The following is a 17,713-nucleotide window of genomic DNA, read 5'->3' on the forward strand; positions in this document are numbered from 1 at the left end:
CCTCGATGATTTTTGTCGAGGCGCAGTTTTTTTGTGGCAAGCATTAGCATGAGACGAAGCACTAATGGTAAAATCAAGACAATTAGGTACAGGTAAGGAGGAAGCAGCAATGAAGGTAGAGATACGCAAGCGTTTGGTCGGAAATATTCCATTGTTAGAAGTCGTTGATCAAGAAAAAATCTATGATCCCCTGCCATTGATCATTTATTATCATGGTTGGCAAACGACGAAAGAGCTGGTTTTGACACAAGGCCGGAAACTGGCGCAGCAGGGGTTTCGGGTACTGCTGCCGGATGCAGCCAACCATGGAGAACGCAAGACAACGTTGTCAGATATCCCTTCTTTGACCTTTTGGAACAGTATCTACAGTAATTTGTTCGAGTTTGGTTATTTGCTGGAATTTTTTCGGAAACTAGGATTGCTGACGGAAAAGATCGGGGTCGGCGGGGTCTCGATGGGTGGTATCACCACTTGCATGCTGATGACTGCGCATCCGGAAATCGCCGCTGCAGCTTGCGTAATGGGAACTCCTTCGCCTGTGCGTTATCGTGATCGTATTCGAAAGCATGTGCAAGAAGCTGGTTTTTATCTACCAAAGGATTACGAGGTATTGACGTCTTGGTTGGAGGAGTATGACTTGTCGCTGCATATTGAGCAATTGGCGGATCGACCGTTATTGTTCTGGCATGGAACAAGAGATGAAAAGATCCCTTTTGAGCAGGCTGCTGAGTTCGTGGAAGAACATTCCTTGGAGAATATTTTGATGATCAAGGAAGAGGAACGCCATTTGGTTCGCGGTGCTACAATGGATCAAGTCGCTGCATTTTTTGCAGAGCAATTGATTGAAAAAAGCTAACTTGAATTCTTTTGTTTTTGATTTTTTTAGATTATGATAGGTACGTATACGGGAACAAGAAAAAAGAGACAGGAGAGGGAAGAATGGAAAACTTTACATTTCATGTGTCTACAGATATTCGCTTTGGGAAGGATCGGCTGGACGAACTGCCTGAAGTACTGGAGTCCTTCGGCAAAAGGGTACTGTTGGTTTACGGCGGCGGCAGCATTAAAAAAATGGGGCTCTACGACCAAGTGATGGCTCGACTGAAAGCAAACAACAACCAGGTTTTCGAGCTTTCAGGTGTTGAACCAAATCCACGAGTAGAGACGGTGCGCAGGGGCGTTGAAATCTGTCGGGATGAAAATATTGATGTACTATTAGCTGTCGGCGGCGGTTCTACGATTGATTGTGCCAAAGTAGTGGCTGCAGCAACCCTTTATGAGGGTGATGCATGGGATCTTGTCCTGCAGCGCCGAACATTCAAGGGCCCTGCATTGCCATTAGTAACGATTTTGACATTGGCAGCAACAGGGACGGAAATGAACAGCGGAGCAGTGATTTCAAATTTATCTACCAATCAAAAACTCGGAGTCGGCAGTCCTTCGATGCTGCCAAAGGTCTCTTTTTTAGATCCGCAAAATACGTATTCTGTTAATGCGTATCAAACGGCGGCTGGATCTGCAGACATTTTTAGTCATTTGATCGAAAACTACTTCAAGCGGACAGAAGGAACCGATGTACAGGATGCTGTGTCGGAAGGATTGATGCGCACAGTGATCAAAAATTGTCCGATCGCATTGAAGGAACCGCAAAACTATGAGGCTCGAGCAAATTTGATGTGGGCCAGCAGCTTGGCATTGAATGGCTTAACGGGCAACGGAAAAACCGGCTCATGGTCTTGTCATCCGATCGAACACGAATTGAGTGCTTTTTATGACATCACTCATGGCGTAGGGCTGGCGATTTTGACACCGCGTTGGATGGACTATGCGTTAAGCGACGAGACGGTGGATACATTCGCCCAGTTTGCATGGAATGTTTGGAATGTTGAAGAACGGGTGCCAATGTTGGCTGCTCGAATTGGAATTCAAAAGACGTATGACTATTTCAAAGACTGTGGAATTCCAATGACCTTGCCAGAGGTCGGGATCAATGAAGAGAAATTTGATATTATGGCGAAACAGGCGGTAGAACACAACAAGATTAAGACGATGGCCTATGTGCCTATGGATGTTGAAGACGTCAAGGAAATCTTAGAAGCGTGTTTGACTGAAAGCAGTTTTGTTTGAGTTCATTTTATTCGGAAATAGTGATCGGAGCAGGGAAAAGCATCCTTGCTCCGATTTTCTGTTTCCTTTAGTGAAGTCCAACAACAAAAAAGCGACCTGCCAAAACGCAGATCGCTAATAGATAAATCTTATCTTATAAGTAGTATTTTTTCGCTACTGTCAGGTCATCGTTTAATTCATACACAAGGGGTTGACCTGTTGGGATTTCTAAGTCCATGATATCTTCATCAGAAATACCTTCGATGTGTTTTGCCAACGCGCGCAATGAGTTGCCGTGTGCAGCAACCAAGACTGTTTTGTCGTCTTTCAACGCGGGAGCAATTTCATCCTGCCAGAAAGGCAATGCACGTTCTAACGTCACCTTTAAGTTTTCGCCGCCAGGGATATCGCGAGGATCCAACATAGCATAACGACGTTCTTGTGCTGCAGAGCCTTCGTCAGTTGCTTCCATTAGTGGAGGCAATACATCGTATGAACGACGCCAGATATGAACTTGTTCGTCGCCATATTTTTCAGCTGTTTCTTTTTTGTTAAGGCCTTGTAATTTGCCGTAGTGACGTTCGTTTAAGCGCCATGATTTAACAGTAGGTACCCAAAGCTGGTCAGATTCTTCTAAGATGTAGTTACAAGTTTTGATCGCACGTGTCAATACAGAAGTGTAAGCAACATCGAATTCGATACCGGCTTCTTTGATCTTGCGGCCGCCCTCTTTTGCTTCTTCAACACCTTCTGGCGCTAAATCAACATCTGCCCAACCAGTGAATTGGTTCAATTTGTTCCATTCGCTGAGTCCGTGACGAGAAAAAACTAATTTTGGCATATGATTCTCTCCTTTAGTATATTTCTGAAATTTTCAATTACCTGTAACATTGTACAATTTTTTTCTAGTTTTTTCCATTGTTTTTCCTTATTAATGAAGGAATTTCGCAAATCACTGCTATTTTGGAACCTCAATTTCCTTAGGTCCTTCGGATGTACCGACGATCACGCGCGAGATCATATCGATGAACAATCCATGTTCGACCACTCCGACATAGTTGTCCAACTCAGTGGCTAAAGCACGAGGATCTTCGATGACCTCCAACGCCAAATCGATGATGTAGTGGCCACCGTCTGTTGTCAACAGCTCGCCATCTGCTTTTTTACGCCATTTTGGATGATAGCCTTTTTCTTCAAAAAGACGAAACAGGTTATGGCTGCCATAAGGAACGACCTCGACAGGAAGCGGGAAATTCCCCAATTTATCGACCATCTTGCTTTCGTCAACGATCCAGATGCAATCTTTCGAATACGTAGCAACGACTTTTTCAAACAATAATGCTGCCCCGCCGCCTTTGATGCCTTGGAAATCATTCGAGATCTCATCCGCACCATCGATCGTCAAGTCTACGTATTCCACATCGTCGATTGCTTTCAAAGGAATGCCTAATTCTGTTGCTTGTTTTTCTGTAGCTGACGAAGTAACAACCCCAGTGATTTGAAGACCTTCTTCTTTTACTCGGCGGCCTAGTTCTTTGACCATAAAATAAGCTGTTGATCCCGTACCCAATCCAACGATCATCCCATCTTTCACGTATTTCGCTACCTCGATACCGACTAGTTCCTTCAGATTCATTGAAAAAATCCCACCTTCTGATATTAGTTAACCTCATTGTAAACGCTGCTACTAAAAAAAGATAGTTCTTTTGAGTAAAAATGACCAAAAAGACCTCTAAAAAAAGTTTTTCTGTGTGTTGACAGCTATATCCAATCATGATATGCTATCTGAGGTGCTTTGTGAACAGGTCTCTCGATAGAGACGTGCTGACTGTGTCAAGGTACGCTTGATAAAGGATGCATACGATGCATTATTTTTTATCGCCGAAAAAGAACCACCTGGATGTGTGGTTCTAGAAAGCGAATCGAGGAAGGAGGAAACAAGGAATGCCTACAATTAATCAATTAGTACGTAAACCTCGTAAATCAAAGGTGGAAAAATCTGATTCACCTGCATTGAATAAAGGATACAACAGCTTTAAAAAAGCTCAAACAAACGTAAACTCACCACAAAAACGTGGAGTTTGTACACGTGTGGGTACTATGACACCTAAGAAACCTAACTCTGCATTACGTAAATATGCCCGTGTTCGTTTGTCTAACTTGATCGAGGTAACTGCTTATATTCCAGGTATCGGCCACAACCTGCAAGAACACAGTGTTGTTCTATTGCGTGGTGGACGTGTAAAAGATTTACCAGGGGTACGTTACCACATCGTTCGTGGCGCATTGGATACTGCTGGTGTAAACGATCGTAAACAAAGCCGTTCTAAATACGGTACTAAAAAACCTAAAGCTTAAAACAATCGAACGATTCAACTAAACATATTTTCGGAAGGAGGAGTTACGCATGACTCGTAAGGGTGCTGCTACAAAACGTGATGTTTTACCAGATCCTATGTATAACTCTAAGCTAGTAACTCGTTTGATCAACCGTGTGATGGTTGACGGCAAACGTGGTATTGCTTCAAATATCGTATACAACGCATTTGATACAATCAAAGAATCTACAGGAAATGATCCGTTGGAAGTTTTCGAACAAGCAATGGAAAACATTATGCCTGTACTAGAAGTTAAAGCTCGTCGTGTGGGTGGATCGAACTACCAAGTACCAGTTGAAGTACGTCCAGAACGTCGTACGACTCTTGGTTTGCGTTGGGTAGTCAACTTCGCTCGCAACCGCGGCGAACATACAATGGAAGAGCGCTTAGCAAAAGAATTGATGGATGCTGCAAACAACACTGGAGCTTCTGTTAAAAAACGCGAAGACACTCACAAAATGGCGGAAGCCAACCGTGCATTTGCACATTATCGTTGGTAAAATCCTCTCTGCATTTGACAACTGTCAGCAGAAAGATAATCGAACGTTAAAATTTAATTGAGAGAGGAGTAACAGAAGAAATGCCAAGAGAATTTTCTCTAGACAATACTCGTAATATCGGAATCATGGCCCACATCGATGCTGGTAAAACGACTGCGACTGAACGTATCTTGTATTACACTGGTAAAATCCATAAAATTGGTGAGACTCACGAAGGAGCTTCACAGATGGACTGGATGGAACAGGAGCAAGAACGTGGGATCACGATCACTTCCGCTGCGACTACCGCTGCATGGAAGGGTCATCGTATCAATATCATCGACACTCCTGGACACGTGGACTTCACAGTTGAAGTTGAACGTTCATTACGTGTATTAGATGGTGCGGTTACTGTACTGGATGCTCAGTCTGGGGTTGAACCTCAAACTGAAACGGTATGGCGTCAAGCAACCACTTACGGTGTACCACGTATCGTATTTGCTAACAAAATGGATAAAATCGGTGCAAATTTCTTATACTCTGTAGAGACTTTGCATGACCGTTTGAACGCAAATGCACATCCAATCCAATTACCAATTGGAGCGGAAGATGATTTCACTGGTATCATTGACCTTGTGAAGATGAAAGCTGAAATCTACACAAATGACTTGGGCACAGAAATCGAAGAAACCGACATTCCTGCAGACTATTTAGAGCTTGCTGAAGAATGGCGTGAAAAATTAGTAGAAGCTGTTGCTGAAACTGATGAAGATCTAACTATGAAATATCTAGAAGGCGAAGAAATTACGGAAGAAGAACTAAAAGCGGGTATCCGCCAAGCAACAGTAAATGTTGAGTTCTATCCAGTACTTTGCGGTTCAGCATTTAAGAACAAAGGGGTTCAATTGTTATTGGATGCCGTTCTTGACTACTTGCCTTCACCATTAGATATTGAAGCGATTAAAGGAATCAATCCTAAAACAGATGAAGAAGAAGCTCGTCCAGCTGACGACTCAGCTCCTTTCTCTGCATTAGCATTTAAAGTAATGACTGACCCATTCGTAGGTCGTCTAACATTCTTCCGTGTGTACTCAGGTATTTTACAATCTGGTTCATACGTACAAAATGCAACTAAAGGCAAACGTGAACGTGTAGGACGTATTCTGCAAATGCACGCTAACTCACGTTCTGAAATCTCTGAAGTTTACGCTGGAGATATCGCTGCTGCAGTTGGTTTGAAAGATACAACGACTGGGGATACTCTGTGTGATGAAAAAGCACCAGTCATCCTTGAATCAATGGAATTCCCTGAACCCGTTATCCAAGTCGCTATTGAGCCTAAATCAAAAGCAGACCAAGATAAAATGGGTGTGGCTTTGCAAAAGCTATCTGAAGAAGATCCTACCTTCCGCGCTGAAACAAACGTCGAAACAGGCGAGACGATCATCGCTGGTATGGGAGAGCTTCACTTGGATATCATCGTTGACCGTATGCGTCGTGAATTTAAAGTGGAAGCAAACGTAGGTGCTCCTCAAGTATCTTACCGTGAAACCTTCCGCCAAAGCACACAAGCAGAAGGGAAGTTCGTCCGTCAGTCTGGTGGTAAAGGTCAATACGGTCACGTATGGATCGAATTCGAACCAAACGAAGAGGGCGCTGGCTTTGAGTTTGAAAATGCAATCGTTGGTGGGGTCGTTCCTCGTGAATACATCCCAGCAGTTGAAAAAGGATTGGAAGACTCAATGGCAAACGGTGTATTAGCCGGCTATCCAATGGTTGATGTGAAAGCAAAACTTTACGATGGTTCTTACCATGATGTCGATTCCAATGAAACAGCCTTCCGTGTTGCTGCTTCAATGGCATTGCGTGCGGCTGCTAAAAAAGCTGATCCAGCAATCCTTGAGCCGATCATGGCAATCGAAGTTGTTATCCCAGAAGATTACTTAGGTGATATTATGGGCCACGTGACTGCGCGCCGCGGTCGTGTTGAAGGGATGGACGCTCGTTCAGGCGGCTTGCAAGTCGTTCGTGCGATGGTTCCATTGGCTGAAATGTTTGGTTATGCAACCACGCTACGTTCAGCAACTCAAGGTCGTGGTGTCTTCACTATGACGTTTGACCACTATGAAGCAGTTCCAAAAGCAGTTCAAGAAGAAATCATTAAGAAAAACGGCGGTAAAGCTGAATAATTCTTAAAATGTCAAGTGATTTGACTGGTTTCGTCGAAAAAACCTGTATTTTTGAACTAAATTCATGTAAAATTACTAACTGATGATATGGGCTCGCATCGCGGTACGCGGTGCGGACCTATCAGAATAAAAAACAAATCTCATTTAGGAGGAACATTTTAAATGGCTAAAGAAAAATTTGACCGTTCAAAACCCCATGTTAACATTGGTACTATCGGACACGTTGACCATGGTAAAACTACTTTAACAGCAGCAATTACAACTGTACTTGCTAAAAAAGGCGGCGCGACCGCTATGGATTACGCACAAATCGATGGTGCTCCAGAAGAACGCGAACGCGGAATCACAATCAACACTGCACACGTTGAGTACGAAACTGACGCACGTCACTATGCACACGTTGACTGCCCAGGACACGCGGACTACGTTAAAAACATGATTACTGGTGCGGCTCAAATGGACGGAGCTATCTTAGTAGTATCTGCTGCTGATGGCCCTATGCCTCAAACTCGTGAACACATCCTGTTGTCTCGCCAAGTAGGCGTGCCATACATCGTTGTTTTCTTAAACAAAGTTGACATGGTTGACGACGAAGAATTATTGGAATTAGTAGAAATGGAAGTTCGTGATCTATTGACTGAATACGACTTCCCAGGTGATGACACTCCTGTTATTGCTGGTTCTGCTTTGAAAGCTTTAGAAGGCGATGCTTCATACGAAGAAAAAATCTTAGAATTGATGGCTTCTGTTGATGAATACATCCCTACTCCAGAACGTGACACTGACAAACCATTCATGATGCCAGTCGAAGACGTATTCTCTATCACTGGTCGTGGTACAGTTGCAACTGGACGTGTTGAACGTGGACAAGTACGCGTTGGTGACGAAGTTGAAATCGTTGGTATTGACGAAGAAACTTCTAAAACAACCGTTACTGGTGTTGAAATGTTCCGTAAATTATTAGATTACGCTGAAGCAGGCGACAACATCGGCGCATTGCTGCGTGGTGTTGCACGTGAAGATATCCAACGTGGACAAGTATTGTCTAAACCAGGCACAATTACTCCACATACAAAATTCTCTGCTGAAGTTTACGTATTGTCTAAAGAAGAAGGTGGACGTCATACGCCATTCTTCACGAACTACCGTCCTCAGTTCTACTTCCGTACAACTGACGTAACGGGTGTAGTTGAATTGCCAGAAGGAACTGAAATGGTTATGCCTGGCGATAACGTAGCTATGGAAGTGGAATTAATCCACCCAATCGCTATCGAAAACGGTACTAAATTCTCAATCCGTGAAGGCGGACGTACAGTTGGTGCCGGTGTCGTTTCAACAATCAACGCTTAATTTGAATGAACACACTTTTTATACACATGCTCGGACGTAAGAGTCGCTTTTAGCGGCTCTTTTTTTGATTTTATTGAGGAAATGAGCGGATCAGAACAGTTTCCTTCTATATATAAAGCCCACAATTAGAAACGATGAAATGAACGTCAAAAAGGAAAATCAAAATTTTTTCTGAAAACGTCAGAAATAAAGCGAATTTCAGCTAGAAAATCCTTGCAATGCCTGTCTTTCTGTAATATAATCATAAAGGTGCTGTTTGCAGGAGTGCAGAGGCACTGGGGGGTTCTTTCTAGAATCCGTCGGCTTTGAAACGAGAGGTTGCGACACGCCCGGACGCTTTGCCACGGACGAGTGTGACGGAGATTTTCGTGGAGCTATGTCTACTTTTAAAATAGGCGAAGGAGGGAACAAGATGGCAAAACAAAAAATTCGTATCCGTTTAAAAGCGTATGAACATGGTATTTTAGATCAATCAGCGGATAAAATCGTGGAAACTGCAAAAAGAACTGGAGCTAGCGTGTCTGGTCCAATTCCATTACCAACAGAACGCAGTCTTTACACAGTGATCCGTGCGACTCATAAATACAAAGATTCACGCGAACAATTCGAAATGCGTACACACAAACGTCTAATCGACATTGTGAACCCTACACCAAAAACAGTTGATGCTTTGATGAAGCTTGACTTGCCAAGCGGTGTAAATATTGAAATCAAACTATAATAAGAAGATGGAGGTGTAATCATGACCAAAGGAATCTTAGGGAAAAAAGTGGGAATGACTCAAATCTTCACAGAATCTGGTGAATTAATTCCGGTTACTGTAATCGAAGCTACACCAAACGTTGTTTTACAAGTGAAAACAATGGAAAACGATGGCTACGAAGCAGTTCAATTAGGTTACCAAGAAATGCGTGAAGTTTTGTCTAACAAACCTGCGAAAGGTCATGTTGCAAAAGCAAACACGGCTCCTAAGCGCTTCATTCGAGAATTCAAAGATGTTGAGCTGGGAGATTATGAAGTAGGACAAGAAGTGAAAGTAGATACTTTCCAAGCTGGAGACATCATTGATGTTACCGGAACGACAAAAGGTAAAGGATTCCAAGGCGTTATCAAACGTTACGGACAAAGCCGCGGACCAATGGGCCACGGATCTCGTTACCACCGTCGTCCTGGATCTATGGGTCCTGTTGCACCGAACCGTGTATTTAAAAATAAACGCTTAGCTGGTCGTATGGGCGGCAATCGCGTAACGATCCAAAACTTGGAAATCGTTCGTGTTGACGCAGAACGTAATGTTATCTTGATCAAAGGTAATGTGCCGGGCGCTAAAAAATCATTGATTACAATCAAATCCGCTGTAAAAGCGAAATAATTGTCATAGGAAAGGAGGAACTAAGGAATGCCGAATGTAGCATTATTCAAACAAGATGGAACTCAAAACGGTGAAATCACTTTAAACGAAGAAATCTTCGGAATCGAACCAAATGAAAGTGTTGTGTTTGATGCAATCATCATGCAACGCGCTTCATTAAGACAAGGAACACATGCTGTGAAAAACCGCAGCGCAGTTCGTGGCGGTGGCCGCAAACCATGGCGCCAAAAAGGAACTGGACGTGCTCGTCAAGGTTCTATCCGTTCACCACAATGGCGTGGAGGTGGCGTTGTCTTCGGACCTACACCACGTTCTTACAGCTACAAACTTCCTAAAAAAGTTCGTCGCTTAGCAATCAAATCTGTATTATCAGAAAAAGTTGCTGCAAATAATTTAGTTGCTGTTGAAGCTTTAAGCTTTGATGCACCAAAAACAAAAGAATTCAAACAAGTATTAGCTAACTTGTCTATTGACTCTAAGGTATTGGTTGTCTTAGAAGCAGATAACGAAGTTGCTGAACGCTCAGCTCGCAACTTGCCAAACGTGACTGTAACTACTTCATCTGACGTTAGCGTACTTGATATTGTCGCTAATGAAAAAATCTTAGCAACACAAACTGCTCTTACTCAAATTGAGGAGGTGCTTGCATAATGGAATTACTAGACGTAATCAAACGCCCGGTGATCACTGAAAAATCTATGTTGGACATGGATGAAAAGAAATACACTTTCGAAGTGGACACTCGCGCGAACAAAACTTTAGTGAAACAAGCTGTTGAAGCTGCGTTTGACGTAAAAGTAAAAAACGTAAACATCCTAAATGCTAAACCGAAAGCAAAACGTATGGGTAAATACCAAGGGTTCACGAAAAAACGTCGTAAAGCAATCGTGACGTTGACTGAAGACTCTAAAACAATCGAAATCTTCGATGCTGCTGAATAAGCACAAGAATTAACTATCAAATAGGAGGGAAACAGACGTGGCGATTAGAAAGTACAAACCTACCTCAAATGGTCGTCGTAACATGACAAGTTCTGATTTTGCTGAGATCACAACAAGCACACCAGAAAAAACCTTGTTAGAGCCATTGAAAAACAATGCTGGTCGTAACAACAACGGTCGCATTACTGTACGTCACCAAGGCGGCGGACATAAACGCCAGTACCGTGTCATCGATTTCAAACGGAATAAAGATGACGTTGTTGCAACTGTTCAAACGATCGAATACGATCCGAACCGTTCAGCAAACATTGCATTAGTTCATTATACAGACGGAGTGAAAGCTTACATCCTAGCACCTAAAGGCTTGGAAGTTGGCATGACTGTTGTTTCAGGAAAAGATGCAGATATTAAAATAGGAAACACTTTACCTCTAGAAAACATTCCAGTAGGTACAGTGATCCACAACATTGAAATGAAACCAGGAAAAGGCGGACAATTGATTCGTTCTGCTGGTACAAGTGCTCAAGTACTTGGTAAAGAAGGAAAATACGTATTAGTTCGCTTGAACTCAGGCGAAGTTCGTATGATCTTAGCTGCATGCCGTGCAACGATTGGTTCTGTTGGTAACGAACAACACGAATTGATCAACATCGGTAAAGCTGGTCGTTCTCGTTGGATGCGCAAACGCCCAACTGTACGTGGTAGCGTAATGAACCCTAACGATCACCCACACGGTGGTGGTGAAGGGAAAGCACCAATCGGACGTAAAGCGCCAGTATCACCTTGGGGACAACCTGCATTGGGATACAAAACTCGTAACAAGAAAGCTGCATCAGATAAGCTTATTGTACGTCGTCGTAAAAATAAATAGTTTCATTGACCATGTGTCGCACATTTTGAGAGGAGGTACACCATGGGTCGTAGTTTGAAAAAAGGACCTTTCGCAGACGATCATTTGATGAAAAAGATCGAAGCACAACAAGGTGTTGAAAAGAAGAAAGTTATTAAAACTTGGTCTCGTCGTTCAACAATTTTTCCTAATTTCGTAGGATACACAATTGCTGTTTATGACGGACGTAAACATGTACCAGTTTACATCCAAGAAGACATGGTAGGACATAAATTAGGTGAATTTGCACCAACAAGAACTTATCGTGGCCACGCTGCTGATGATAAGAAAACAAGACGTTAATTTTGAGGGGAGGAAATCAACATGGCAGAACAACAAATCACATCAGCTAAAGCAACTGCAAAAACAGTTCGCACATCTCCTCGTAAAGCACGTTTAGTGATCGATCTTATCAGAGGAAAAAGCGTAGCAGATGCAATTTCAGTATTGAAATTCACACCAAACAAATCTGCTGGAATCATCGAAAAAGTATTGATGTCAGCAGTTGCTAACGCAGAAAACAACTTTGACTTAGATGTTGAAAATTTAGTTGTCTCTGAAGCTTTTGTTAACGAAGGACCTACAATGAAACGTTTCCGTCCACGTGCAAAAGGATCAGCGTCACCTATCAACAAACGTACAAGTCACATCACCGTAGTGGTATCAGAAAAATAAGGAGGGATAATCAGTGGGACAAAAAGTAAATCCTATTGGAATGCGTGTAGGCATCATCCGTGATTGGGATGCTAAATGGTATGCCGAAAAAGAGTATGCTGAGTTTCTACACGAAGATTTGAGAATCCGTAAGTTCATCGCAACTAAACTTGCTGATGCCGCTGTGTCAACAGTTGAAATCGAACGCGCTGCAAACCGTGTGAACATTTCAATCCACACAGCTAAACCTGGTATGGTTATCGGTAAAGGCGGTTCTGAAGTCGAAAGCCTAAGAAAAGAACTAAACAAATTAACTGGTAAACGAGTTCACATCAACATCGTTGAAATCAAAAAACCAGATTTAGATGCAAAATTAGTCGGAGAAGGTATTGCACGTCAATTAGAAAACCGTGTTGCTTTCCGTCGTGCACAAAAACAAGCCATCCAACGTACAATGCGTTCTGGCGCTAAAGGAATCAAAACTCAAGTATCTGGTCGTCTAAACGGTGCGGACATCGCTCGTTCAGAAGGATACTCAGAAGGTACAGTTCCTCTTCATACATTGCGTGCCGATATCGACTACGCTTGGGAAGAAGCAGATACAACATACGGAAAACTAGGAGTTAAAGTGTGGATTTATCGCGGAGAAATTCTTCCTGCTAAGAAAAACACTGAGAAAGGAGGGAAATAGACATGTTAGTACCAAAACGTGTAAAACACCGTCGTGAGTTCCGCGGAAAAATGCGTGGCGAAGCGAAAGGCGGCAAAGAAGTGGCTTTCGGTGAATTCGGTTTGCAAGCCGTAGAATCTCACTGGATCACAAACCGCCAAATCGAAGCAGCGCGTATCGCGATGACTCGTTACATGAAACGTGGTGGGAAAGTATGGATCAAAATTTTCCCTCACAAATCTTATACTGCCAAAGCGATCGGCGTACGTATGGGATCTGGTAAAGGTGCTCCTGAAGGATGGGTTTCACCAGTTAAACGCGGCAAGATCATGTTTGAAGTTGCCGGTGTTCCTGAAGAAGTTGCACGCGAAGCATTACGTCTTGCTTCTCACAAATTACCAGTCAAAACTAAGATCGTAAAACGTGAGGAAATGGGTGGTGAATCGAATGAAGGTTAAAGAAATCAGAGAATTAACCACTGCCGAAATGCTTGATCAAGAAAAACAATTGAAAGAAGAATTGTTTAATCTTAGATTCCAATTAGCAACAGGTCAATTAGAAAACACTGCACGTATTAAAGAAGTACGTAAATCGATTGCACGCATTAAAACTGTGTTGCGCGAACAAACTGTAAAATAGTGGAAGGAGGCCATTTCCAGTATGACTGAAGAAAGAAATCAACGTAAAGTTTATCAAGGACGTGTGGTATCTGACAAAATGGACAAAACGATCACTGTTGTCGTTGAAACCAAAAAGAATCACCCAATCTACGGTAAACGTATGAAATATTCTAAAAAATACAAAGCTCATGATGAAAACAATGAAGCAAAAACAGGCGATATCGTGAGAATCATGGAAACTCGTCCATTATCTGCTACAAAACGTTTCCGTTTATTAGAAATCGTAGAAAAAGCAGTGGTTATCTAAATCACGCGATCCCTAACATAAGCAATGCTATTTTGCCCTATCCCATAGATAAGCAAGATCGTATACGACTTATAAACCAACGAAGTCTCAAAGACTTATTTCCTTTAAATTGAGAAAGGAGGATACACAAGTGATCCAAGCAGAAAGTCGTTTAAAAATCGCAGACAATTCAGGCGCTCGCGAAATTCTAACTATTAAAGTACTTGGCGGATCTGGACGCAAAACTGCCAACATCGGTGATGTGATCGTTGCTACGGTCAAACAAGCAACGCCAGGTGGGGTTGTCAAAAAAGGTGAAGTCGTTAAAGCTGTTATCGTTCGTACGAAAACAGGTGCTCGCCGTGCTGACGGTTCATATATCAAATTTGATGAAAATGCAGCAGTTATCATTCGTGATGACAAGAGCCCAAGAGGAACACGTATCTTCGGACCTGTCGCTCGTGAATTGCGCGAAGGCAACTTCATGAAGATCGTTTCATTGGCACCGGAAGTACTATAATCGGAAGTTTCAACCAAAGGAGGTGCGCAACAGTAATGTTCGTTAAAAAAGGCGATAAAGTAAAAGTTATCTCTGGCAAAGACAGAAATAAAGAAGGCGTGATTTTAGAAGTCCTTCCTAAAAAAGATAAAGTTGTTGTTGAAGGCGTCAACGTCGTGAAGAAACATCAGAAACCTTCTCAAGCTGCCGCTCAAGGCGGGATTTTGGAAGTCGAAGCACCGATTCATGTTTCAAATGTGATGGTAGTCGATCCTTCAAATGGTGAAGCAACACGTGTTGGCTACAAGGTAGTTGACGGTAAAAAAGTCCGCGTTTCTAAGAAGACCGGCGAAGTATTAGATAAATAAAAATAGGAAAGGAGGATCTTACTAGATGAACCGCCTAAAAGAAAAATTTTTAAATGAAGTAACCCCATCTTTGATGGAAAAATTTAACTATGATTCAATTATGGAAGTACCTAAAGTTGAAAAAATCGTCATCAACATGGGTGTTGGTGATGCGGTATCAAACGCAAAAAACCTAGACAAAGCAGTTGAAGAATTAGCGCTGATCACTGGTCAAAAACCAATCATCACGAAAGCAAAAAAATCAATCGCTGGGTTCCGTTTGCGTGAAGGCATGCCGATTGGTGCGAAAGTAACACTGCGTGGAGAAAGAATGTATGAGTTCTTAGACAAATTGGTGTCTGTATCTCTTCCACGTGTACGTGACTTCCACGGAATCAGTAAAAAAGCCTTCGATGGCCGCGGCAACTATACTTTAGGTATCAAAGAACAATTGATCTTCCCTGAAGTAGATTACGATTTGGTTGATAAAGTTCGCGGAATGGATATCGTTGTCGTTACGACTGCTAAGTCAGACGAAGAATCTCGCGAATTATTAACTCAACTTGGCATGCCATTCCAAAAATAATCAAGGAGGCGAAAAAATTGGCTAAAAAATCAATGATTGCTAAAAACAAACGCCCAGCAAAACATTCAACGCAAGCATATACTCGCTGCGAACGTTGCGGACGTCCACATTCAGTTTATCGTAAATTTCATCTTTGCCGTATTTGCTTCCGCGAACTTGCCTACAAAGGTCAAATTCCCGGCGTGAAGAAAGCTAGCTGGTAAAATACAACTCGCATAAAGGAGGTAAACAGTTCAATGGTCATGACAGATCCAATTGCAGATTTTCTAACGCGTATTCGTAATGCCAACATGGTAAAACACGAAGCAGTTGAAGTACCTGCATCAAAAATCAAACGTGACATCGCAGAAATCCTGAAACGTGAAGGTTTCGTTCGCGATGTTGAGTATATCGAAGATGACAAACAAGGCATGATCCGTGTTTTCCTTAAATACGGTAAGAATGACGAACGTGTTATCACAAACTTAAAACGTATCTCTAAACCAGGCTTGCGTGCTTATGTCAAAGCTGACGAAGTACCAAAAGTATTAAACGGTTTAGGTATCGCAATCATCTCTACTTCTGATGGTGTCGTAACAGACAAAGAAGCTAGAGCGAAAAACGTCGGCGGAGAAGTATTAGCTTACGTTTGGTAATTTCAAACAATCCATGAGGAGGTGTCTTTAAGTGAGCCGTATTGGTAATAAGATCGTCGTTTTACCTGCTGGAGTTGAAGTGACTCAAAACGGAAACGACATTACTGTTAAAGGACCTAAAGGTGAATTGACTCGTACTTTTTCTTCTGATATCGAAATGAAGATCGAAGGAAACGAAGTAACATTCACTCGTCCAAACGACAGCAAAGAAATGAAAACAATCCACGGAACAACTCGTGCAAACTTCAATAACATGGTTGTTGGTGTTTCCGAAGGATTCCAAAAAGCATTAGAATTAATCGGGGTCGGGTACCGTGCACAATTACAAGGATCAAAACTTGTTTTGAACGTTGGGTATTCACATCCGGTTGAAATCGTTGCTCCAGAAGGAATTACGATTGAAGTTCCTGCAAACACACAAGTGATTGTCAAGGGATCTAACAAAGAAGTTGTAGGTGAAGTTGCTGCGAATATTCGCGGAACTCGTCCTCCAGAACCTTATAAAGGCAAAGGTATCCGTTATGTTGGCGAATACGTACGTCGTAAAGAAGGTAAAACTGGTAAATAGTAGGTTTTTCCTACATGCGGCTTAGGCCAGCTTATTAATAGAGGTGACAATTGTGATTACAAAACCAGATAAAAATAAAACACGTCAAAAGCGCCACATGCGTGTTCGTAGTAAAATCTCTGGTACTGCTGAGTGCCCACGCTTGAACGTTTTCCGTTCTAACAAAAACATCTACGCGCAAGTAATTGATGACGTAGCGGGTGTGACGCTAGCAAGTGCCTCTGCCTTAGATAAAGATATTTCAGGTGGAAACAAAACTGAACAAGCGGCTGCTGTTGGCAAATTAGTTGCTGAACGTGCTGCTGAAAAAGGTATTAAAAAAGTAGTCTTTGACCGTGGTGGATACCTTTACCATGGCCGTGTTGCAGCTTTAGCTGAAGCAGCTCGCGAAAATGGACTAGAATTTTAGGAAAAGGAGGAATACCATTCATGGTTTATATCGATCCAAAACATTTGGAATTAGAAGACCGCGTTGTTGCGATTAACCGTGTAACTAAAGTTGTTAAAGGTGGACGTCGTCTACGTTTCGCAGCACTAGTTGTTGTAGGTGACAAAAACGGTCACGTAGGCTTTGGTACTGGTAAAGCACAAGAAGTACCTGAAGCAATTCGTAAAGCAATTGAAGATGCGAAGAAAAACCTAGTCGAAGTACCAATGGTAGGAACAACTCTTCCTCATGAAGTCATCGGCGTATTTGGTGGCGGACGTATCTTGATGAAGCCTGCCGTAGAAGGTTCTGGGGTTGCCGCTGGCGGACCTGTCCGTGCCGTCTTGGAATTGGCTGGAGTAGCAGATGTTACTTCTAAATCATTAGGTTCTAACACACCGATCAACGTTGTTCGTGCAACTGTTGAAGGATTAAAACAATTAAAACAAGCAGAAGAGGTTGCACAATTGCGCGGCATCTCTGTTGAAGATCTAGCATAAGGAGGACGACATAATGGCTGAATTAAAAATTACTTTAAAACGCAGTGTTATCGGACGTCCTCAAAACCAGCGTGATACTGTAAAAGCGTTGGGTCTTAAAAAAATGAATAGTACAGTGATAAAACCTGCCAATGATGCAATCAAGGGTATGGTCAACACTATCTCTCATTTAGTGGACGTAGAAGAAGTTTAATACAAATGACGATGATTCGATCTA

General features: G+C 42.4%; 28 protein-coding genes. 26 read left to right on the forward strand and 2 right to left on the reverse strand.

Features of this window, described 5'->3' with window-relative positions; translation table 11 throughout:
* The first annotated feature begins 109 nt into the window (after positions 1 to 109).
* The gene (locus NRIC_RS10765) at positions 110 to 856 is read left to right on the forward strand and encodes an alpha/beta fold hydrolase (RefSeq protein WP_146622719.1); all 747 of its coding nucleotides are present in this window, start codon (positions 110 to 112) and stop codon (positions 854 to 856) included.
* Between the two features lie 83 nt (positions 857 to 939).
* Positions 940 to 2,127 (forward strand): iron-containing alcohol dehydrogenase, encoded by a 1,188-nt coding sequence (locus NRIC_RS10770; protein WP_146622720.1) that lies wholly within the window; start codon positions 940 to 942, stop codon positions 2,125 to 2,127.
* A gap of 133 nt (positions 2,128 to 2,260) precedes the next feature.
* On the opposite strand, the gene gpmA is transcribed toward NRIC_RS10770, so the two are convergent.
* Positions 2,261 to 2,947, reverse strand: a complete 687-nt coding sequence (gene gpmA, locus NRIC_RS10775; protein WP_146622721.1) for a 2,3-diphosphoglycerate-dependent phosphoglycerate mutase — start codon at positions 2,945 to 2,947, stop codon at positions 2,261 to 2,263.
* 117 nt (positions 2,948 to 3,064) lie between these two features.
* Positions 3,065 to 3,742, reverse strand: a complete 678-nt coding sequence (rpiA, locus tag NRIC_RS10780) for a ribose-5-phosphate isomerase RpiA (protein WP_146622722.1) — start codon at positions 3,740 to 3,742, stop codon at positions 3,065 to 3,067.
* A 308-nt stretch (positions 3,743 to 4,050) separates the two neighbouring features.
* Between rpiA and rpsL the strand changes: the two genes are divergently transcribed.
* The 24 genes from rpsL to rpmD all read left to right on the forward strand — a co-directional run bounded on the left by rpsL (position 4,051) and on the right by rpmD (position 17,689).
* Positions 4,051 to 4,464 (forward strand): 30S ribosomal protein S12, encoded by a 414-nt coding sequence (gene rpsL / locus NRIC_RS10785; protein ID WP_146622723.1) that lies wholly within the window; start codon positions 4,051 to 4,053, stop codon positions 4,462 to 4,464.
* 49 nt (positions 4,465 to 4,513) lie between these two features.
* Positions 4,514 to 4,984, forward strand: coding sequence for a 30S ribosomal protein S7 (gene rpsG / locus NRIC_RS10790; protein ID WP_146622724.1), 471 nt, complete (start codon positions 4,514 to 4,516; stop codon positions 4,982 to 4,984).
* A gap of 80 nt (positions 4,985 to 5,064) precedes the next feature.
* The gene (fusA, locus tag NRIC_RS10795; protein WP_146622725.1) at positions 5,065 to 7,152 is read left to right on the forward strand and encodes an elongation factor G; all 2,088 of its coding nucleotides are present in this window, start codon (positions 5,065 to 5,067) and stop codon (positions 7,150 to 7,152) included.
* A 162-nt stretch (positions 7,153 to 7,314) separates the two neighbouring features.
* The gene (gene tuf / locus NRIC_RS10800; RefSeq protein WP_146622726.1) at positions 7,315 to 8,502 is read left to right on the forward strand and encodes an elongation factor Tu; all 1,188 of its coding nucleotides are present in this window, start codon (positions 7,315 to 7,317) and stop codon (positions 8,500 to 8,502) included.
* A gap of 412 nt (positions 8,503 to 8,914) precedes the next feature.
* Positions 8,915 to 9,223, forward strand: coding sequence for a 30S ribosomal protein S10 (gene rpsJ, locus NRIC_RS10805; RefSeq protein ID WP_010756438.1), 309 nt, complete (start codon positions 8,915 to 8,917; stop codon positions 9,221 to 9,223).
* Between the two features lie 21 nt (positions 9,224 to 9,244).
* Entirely contained in the window at positions 9,245 to 9,874 is a 630-nt protein-coding gene (gene rplC / locus NRIC_RS10810; RefSeq protein ID WP_146622727.1) for a 50S ribosomal protein L3, read from the forward strand.
* A gap of 27 nt (positions 9,875 to 9,901) precedes the next feature.
* Positions 9,902 to 10,525, forward strand: a complete 624-nt coding sequence (gene rplD / locus NRIC_RS10815) for a 50S ribosomal protein L4 (RefSeq protein ID WP_146622728.1) — start codon at positions 9,902 to 9,904, stop codon at positions 10,523 to 10,525.
* On the forward strand, positions 10,525 to 10,815 hold the full coding sequence (locus NRIC_RS10820) for a 50S ribosomal protein L23 (RefSeq protein WP_146622729.1): 291 nt from the start codon (positions 10,525 to 10,527) through the stop codon (positions 10,813 to 10,815). Before rplD ends, NRIC_RS10820 begins: the two co-directional genes overlap by 1 nt.
* Before the next feature lie 37 nt (positions 10,816 to 10,852).
* On the forward strand, positions 10,853 to 11,686 hold the full coding sequence (rplB, locus tag NRIC_RS10825; RefSeq protein WP_146622730.1) for a 50S ribosomal protein L2: 834 nt from the start codon (positions 10,853 to 10,855) through the stop codon (positions 11,684 to 11,686).
* Positions 11,687 to 11,728: 42 nt separating this feature from the next.
* Positions 11,729 to 12,007, forward strand: coding sequence for a 30S ribosomal protein S19 (gene rpsS / locus NRIC_RS10830; protein WP_146622731.1), 279 nt, complete (start codon positions 11,729 to 11,731; stop codon positions 12,005 to 12,007).
* A 21-nt stretch (positions 12,008 to 12,028) separates the two neighbouring features.
* Positions 12,029 to 12,379 carry a 50S ribosomal protein L22 gene (rplV, locus tag NRIC_RS10835; protein ID WP_146622732.1) on the forward strand — a complete coding sequence of 117 codons (351 nt, stop codon included), beginning with the start codon at positions 12,029 to 12,031 and terminating at the stop codon, positions 12,377 to 12,379.
* Between the two features lie 13 nt (positions 12,380 to 12,392).
* Positions 12,393 to 13,049, forward strand: a complete 657-nt coding sequence (gene rpsC / locus NRIC_RS10840; protein ID WP_146622733.1) for a 30S ribosomal protein S3 — start codon at positions 12,393 to 12,395, stop codon at positions 13,047 to 13,049.
* Between the two features lie 2 nt (positions 13,050 to 13,051).
* Positions 13,052 to 13,486: a 50S ribosomal protein L16 gene (rplP, locus tag NRIC_RS10845; RefSeq protein ID WP_146622734.1), complete on the forward strand. Its 435-nt coding sequence runs from the start codon at positions 13,052 to 13,054 to the stop codon at positions 13,484 to 13,486.
* Positions 13,476 to 13,667, forward strand: a complete 192-nt coding sequence (gene rpmC, locus NRIC_RS10850) for a 50S ribosomal protein L29 (protein WP_010756447.1) — start codon at positions 13,476 to 13,478, stop codon at positions 13,665 to 13,667. The genes rplP and rpmC overlap by 11 nt, the downstream gene beginning before the upstream one ends.
* Positions 13,668 to 13,688: 21 nt before the next feature.
* The gene (gene rpsQ, locus NRIC_RS10855) at positions 13,689 to 13,955 is read left to right on the forward strand and encodes a 30S ribosomal protein S17 (protein ID WP_146622735.1); all 267 of its coding nucleotides are present in this window, start codon (positions 13,689 to 13,691) and stop codon (positions 13,953 to 13,955) included.
* A 130-nt stretch (positions 13,956 to 14,085) separates the two neighbouring features.
* Positions 14,086 to 14,454, forward strand: a complete 369-nt coding sequence (rplN, locus tag NRIC_RS10860; RefSeq protein ID WP_146622736.1) for a 50S ribosomal protein L14 — start codon at positions 14,086 to 14,088, stop codon at positions 14,452 to 14,454.
* Positions 14,455 to 14,489: 35 nt separating this feature from the next.
* Positions 14,490 to 14,801, forward strand: coding sequence for a 50S ribosomal protein L24 (gene rplX / locus NRIC_RS10865; protein WP_146622737.1), 312 nt, complete (start codon positions 14,490 to 14,492; stop codon positions 14,799 to 14,801).
* A gap of 25 nt (positions 14,802 to 14,826) precedes the next feature.
* The gene (gene rplE, locus NRIC_RS10870; protein ID WP_146622738.1) at positions 14,827 to 15,366 is read left to right on the forward strand and encodes a 50S ribosomal protein L5; all 540 of its coding nucleotides are present in this window, start codon (positions 14,827 to 14,829) and stop codon (positions 15,364 to 15,366) included.
* 17 nt (positions 15,367 to 15,383) lie between these two features.
* Complete coding sequence (locus NRIC_RS10875; protein ID WP_002356214.1) at positions 15,384 to 15,569, forward strand: type Z 30S ribosomal protein S14; 186 nt, start codon at positions 15,384 to 15,386, stop codon at positions 15,567 to 15,569.
* 33 nt (positions 15,570 to 15,602) lie between these two features.
* Positions 15,603 to 16,001: a 30S ribosomal protein S8 gene (rpsH, locus tag NRIC_RS10880; protein WP_146622739.1), complete on the forward strand. Its 399-nt coding sequence runs from the start codon at positions 15,603 to 15,605 to the stop codon at positions 15,999 to 16,001.
* Between the two features lie 31 nt (positions 16,002 to 16,032).
* Positions 16,033 to 16,569 carry a 50S ribosomal protein L6 gene (gene rplF, locus NRIC_RS10885; protein ID WP_146622740.1) on the forward strand — a complete coding sequence of 179 codons (537 nt, stop codon included), beginning with the start codon at positions 16,033 to 16,035 and terminating at the stop codon, positions 16,567 to 16,569.
* 52 nt (positions 16,570 to 16,621) lie between these two features.
* Positions 16,622 to 16,978: a 50S ribosomal protein L18 gene (gene rplR / locus NRIC_RS10890; RefSeq protein WP_146622741.1), complete on the forward strand. Its 357-nt coding sequence runs from the start codon at positions 16,622 to 16,624 to the stop codon at positions 16,976 to 16,978.
* Between the two features lie 20 nt (positions 16,979 to 16,998).
* Positions 16,999 to 17,496: a 30S ribosomal protein S5 gene (gene rpsE, locus NRIC_RS10895; RefSeq protein WP_146622742.1), complete on the forward strand. Its 498-nt coding sequence runs from the start codon at positions 16,999 to 17,001 to the stop codon at positions 17,494 to 17,496.
* Positions 17,497 to 17,509: 13 nt separating this feature from the next.
* Complete coding sequence (gene rpmD, locus NRIC_RS10900) at positions 17,510 to 17,689, forward strand: 50S ribosomal protein L30 (RefSeq protein WP_146622743.1); 180 nt, start codon at positions 17,510 to 17,512, stop codon at positions 17,687 to 17,689.
* Positions 17,690 to 17,713: the final 24 nt, after the last annotated feature.

Origin of the sequence: Enterococcus florum, assembly GCF_004309355.1 — a bacterium.
Taxonomy (GTDB): Bacteria; Bacillota; Bacilli; order Lactobacillales; family Enterococcaceae; genus Enterococcus_A; species Enterococcus_A florum.

Excerpts from the sequence above, each read along its gene's own strand:
- rplE (WP_146622738.1), top strand. The coding sequence starts at position 14,827 with ATGAACCGCCTAAAAGAAAAATTTTTAAATGAAGTAACCCCATCTTTG.
- rplD (WP_146622728.1), top strand. The coding sequence starts at position 9,902 with ATGCCGAATGTAGCATTATTCAAACAAGATGGAACTCAAAACGGTGAA.
- tuf (WP_146622726.1), top strand. The coding sequence starts at position 7,315 with ATGGCTAAAGAAAAATTTGACCGTTCAAAACCCCATGTTAACATTGGT.
- NRIC_RS10820 (WP_146622729.1), top strand. The coding sequence starts at position 10,525 with ATGGAATTACTAGACGTAATCAAACGCCCGGTGATCACTGAAAAATCT.
- rplV (WP_146622732.1), top strand. The coding sequence starts at position 12,029 with ATGGCAGAACAACAAATCACATCAGCTAAAGCAACTGCAAAAACAGTT.
- rpsL (WP_146622723.1), top strand. The coding sequence starts at position 4,051 with ATGCCTACAATTAATCAATTAGTACGTAAACCTCGTAAATCAAAGGTG.
- rpsE (WP_146622742.1), top strand. The coding sequence starts at position 16,999 with ATGGTTTATATCGATCCAAAACATTTGGAATTAGAAGACCGCGTTGTT.
- rpmC (WP_010756447.1), top strand. The coding sequence starts at position 13,476 with ATGAAGGTTAAAGAAATCAGAGAATTAACCACTGCCGAAATGCTTGAT.
- rplP (WP_146622734.1), top strand. The coding sequence starts at position 13,052 with ATGTTAGTACCAAAACGTGTAAAACACCGTCGTGAGTTCCGCGGAAAA.
- rpiA (WP_146622722.1), bottom strand. The coding sequence starts at position 3,742 with ATGAATCTGAAGGAACTAGTCGGTATCGAGGTAGCGAAATACGTGAAA.
- NRIC_RS10765 (WP_146622719.1), top strand. The coding sequence starts at position 110 with ATGAAGGTAGAGATACGCAAGCGTTTGGTCGGAAATATTCCATTGTTA.
- rpsS (WP_146622731.1), top strand. The coding sequence starts at position 11,729 with ATGGGTCGTAGTTTGAAAAAAGGACCTTTCGCAGACGATCATTTGATG.
- rplC (WP_146622727.1), top strand. The coding sequence starts at position 9,245 with ATGACCAAAGGAATCTTAGGGAAAAAAGTGGGAATGACTCAAATCTTC.
- NRIC_RS10770 (WP_146622720.1), top strand. The coding sequence starts at position 940 with ATGGAAAACTTTACATTTCATGTGTCTACAGATATTCGCTTTGGGAAG.
- rpsG (WP_146622724.1), top strand. The coding sequence starts at position 4,514 with ATGACTCGTAAGGGTGCTGCTACAAAACGTGATGTTTTACCAGATCCT.
- rplX (WP_146622737.1), top strand. The coding sequence starts at position 14,490 with ATGTTCGTTAAAAAAGGCGATAAAGTAAAAGTTATCTCTGGCAAAGAC.
- gpmA (WP_146622721.1), bottom strand. The coding sequence starts at position 2,947 with ATGCCAAAATTAGTTTTTTCTCGTCACGGACTCAGCGAATGGAACAAA.
- rpsJ (WP_010756438.1), top strand. The coding sequence starts at position 8,915 with ATGGCAAAACAAAAAATTCGTATCCGTTTAAAAGCGTATGAACATGGT.
- rpsH (WP_146622739.1), top strand. The coding sequence starts at position 15,603 with ATGGTCATGACAGATCCAATTGCAGATTTTCTAACGCGTATTCGTAAT.
- fusA (WP_146622725.1), top strand. The coding sequence starts at position 5,065 with ATGCCAAGAGAATTTTCTCTAGACAATACTCGTAATATCGGAATCATG.
- rpmD (WP_146622743.1), top strand. The coding sequence starts at position 17,510 with ATGGCTGAATTAAAAATTACTTTAAAACGCAGTGTTATCGGACGTCCT.
- rpsQ (WP_146622735.1), top strand. The coding sequence starts at position 13,689 with ATGACTGAAGAAAGAAATCAACGTAAAGTTTATCAAGGACGTGTGGTA.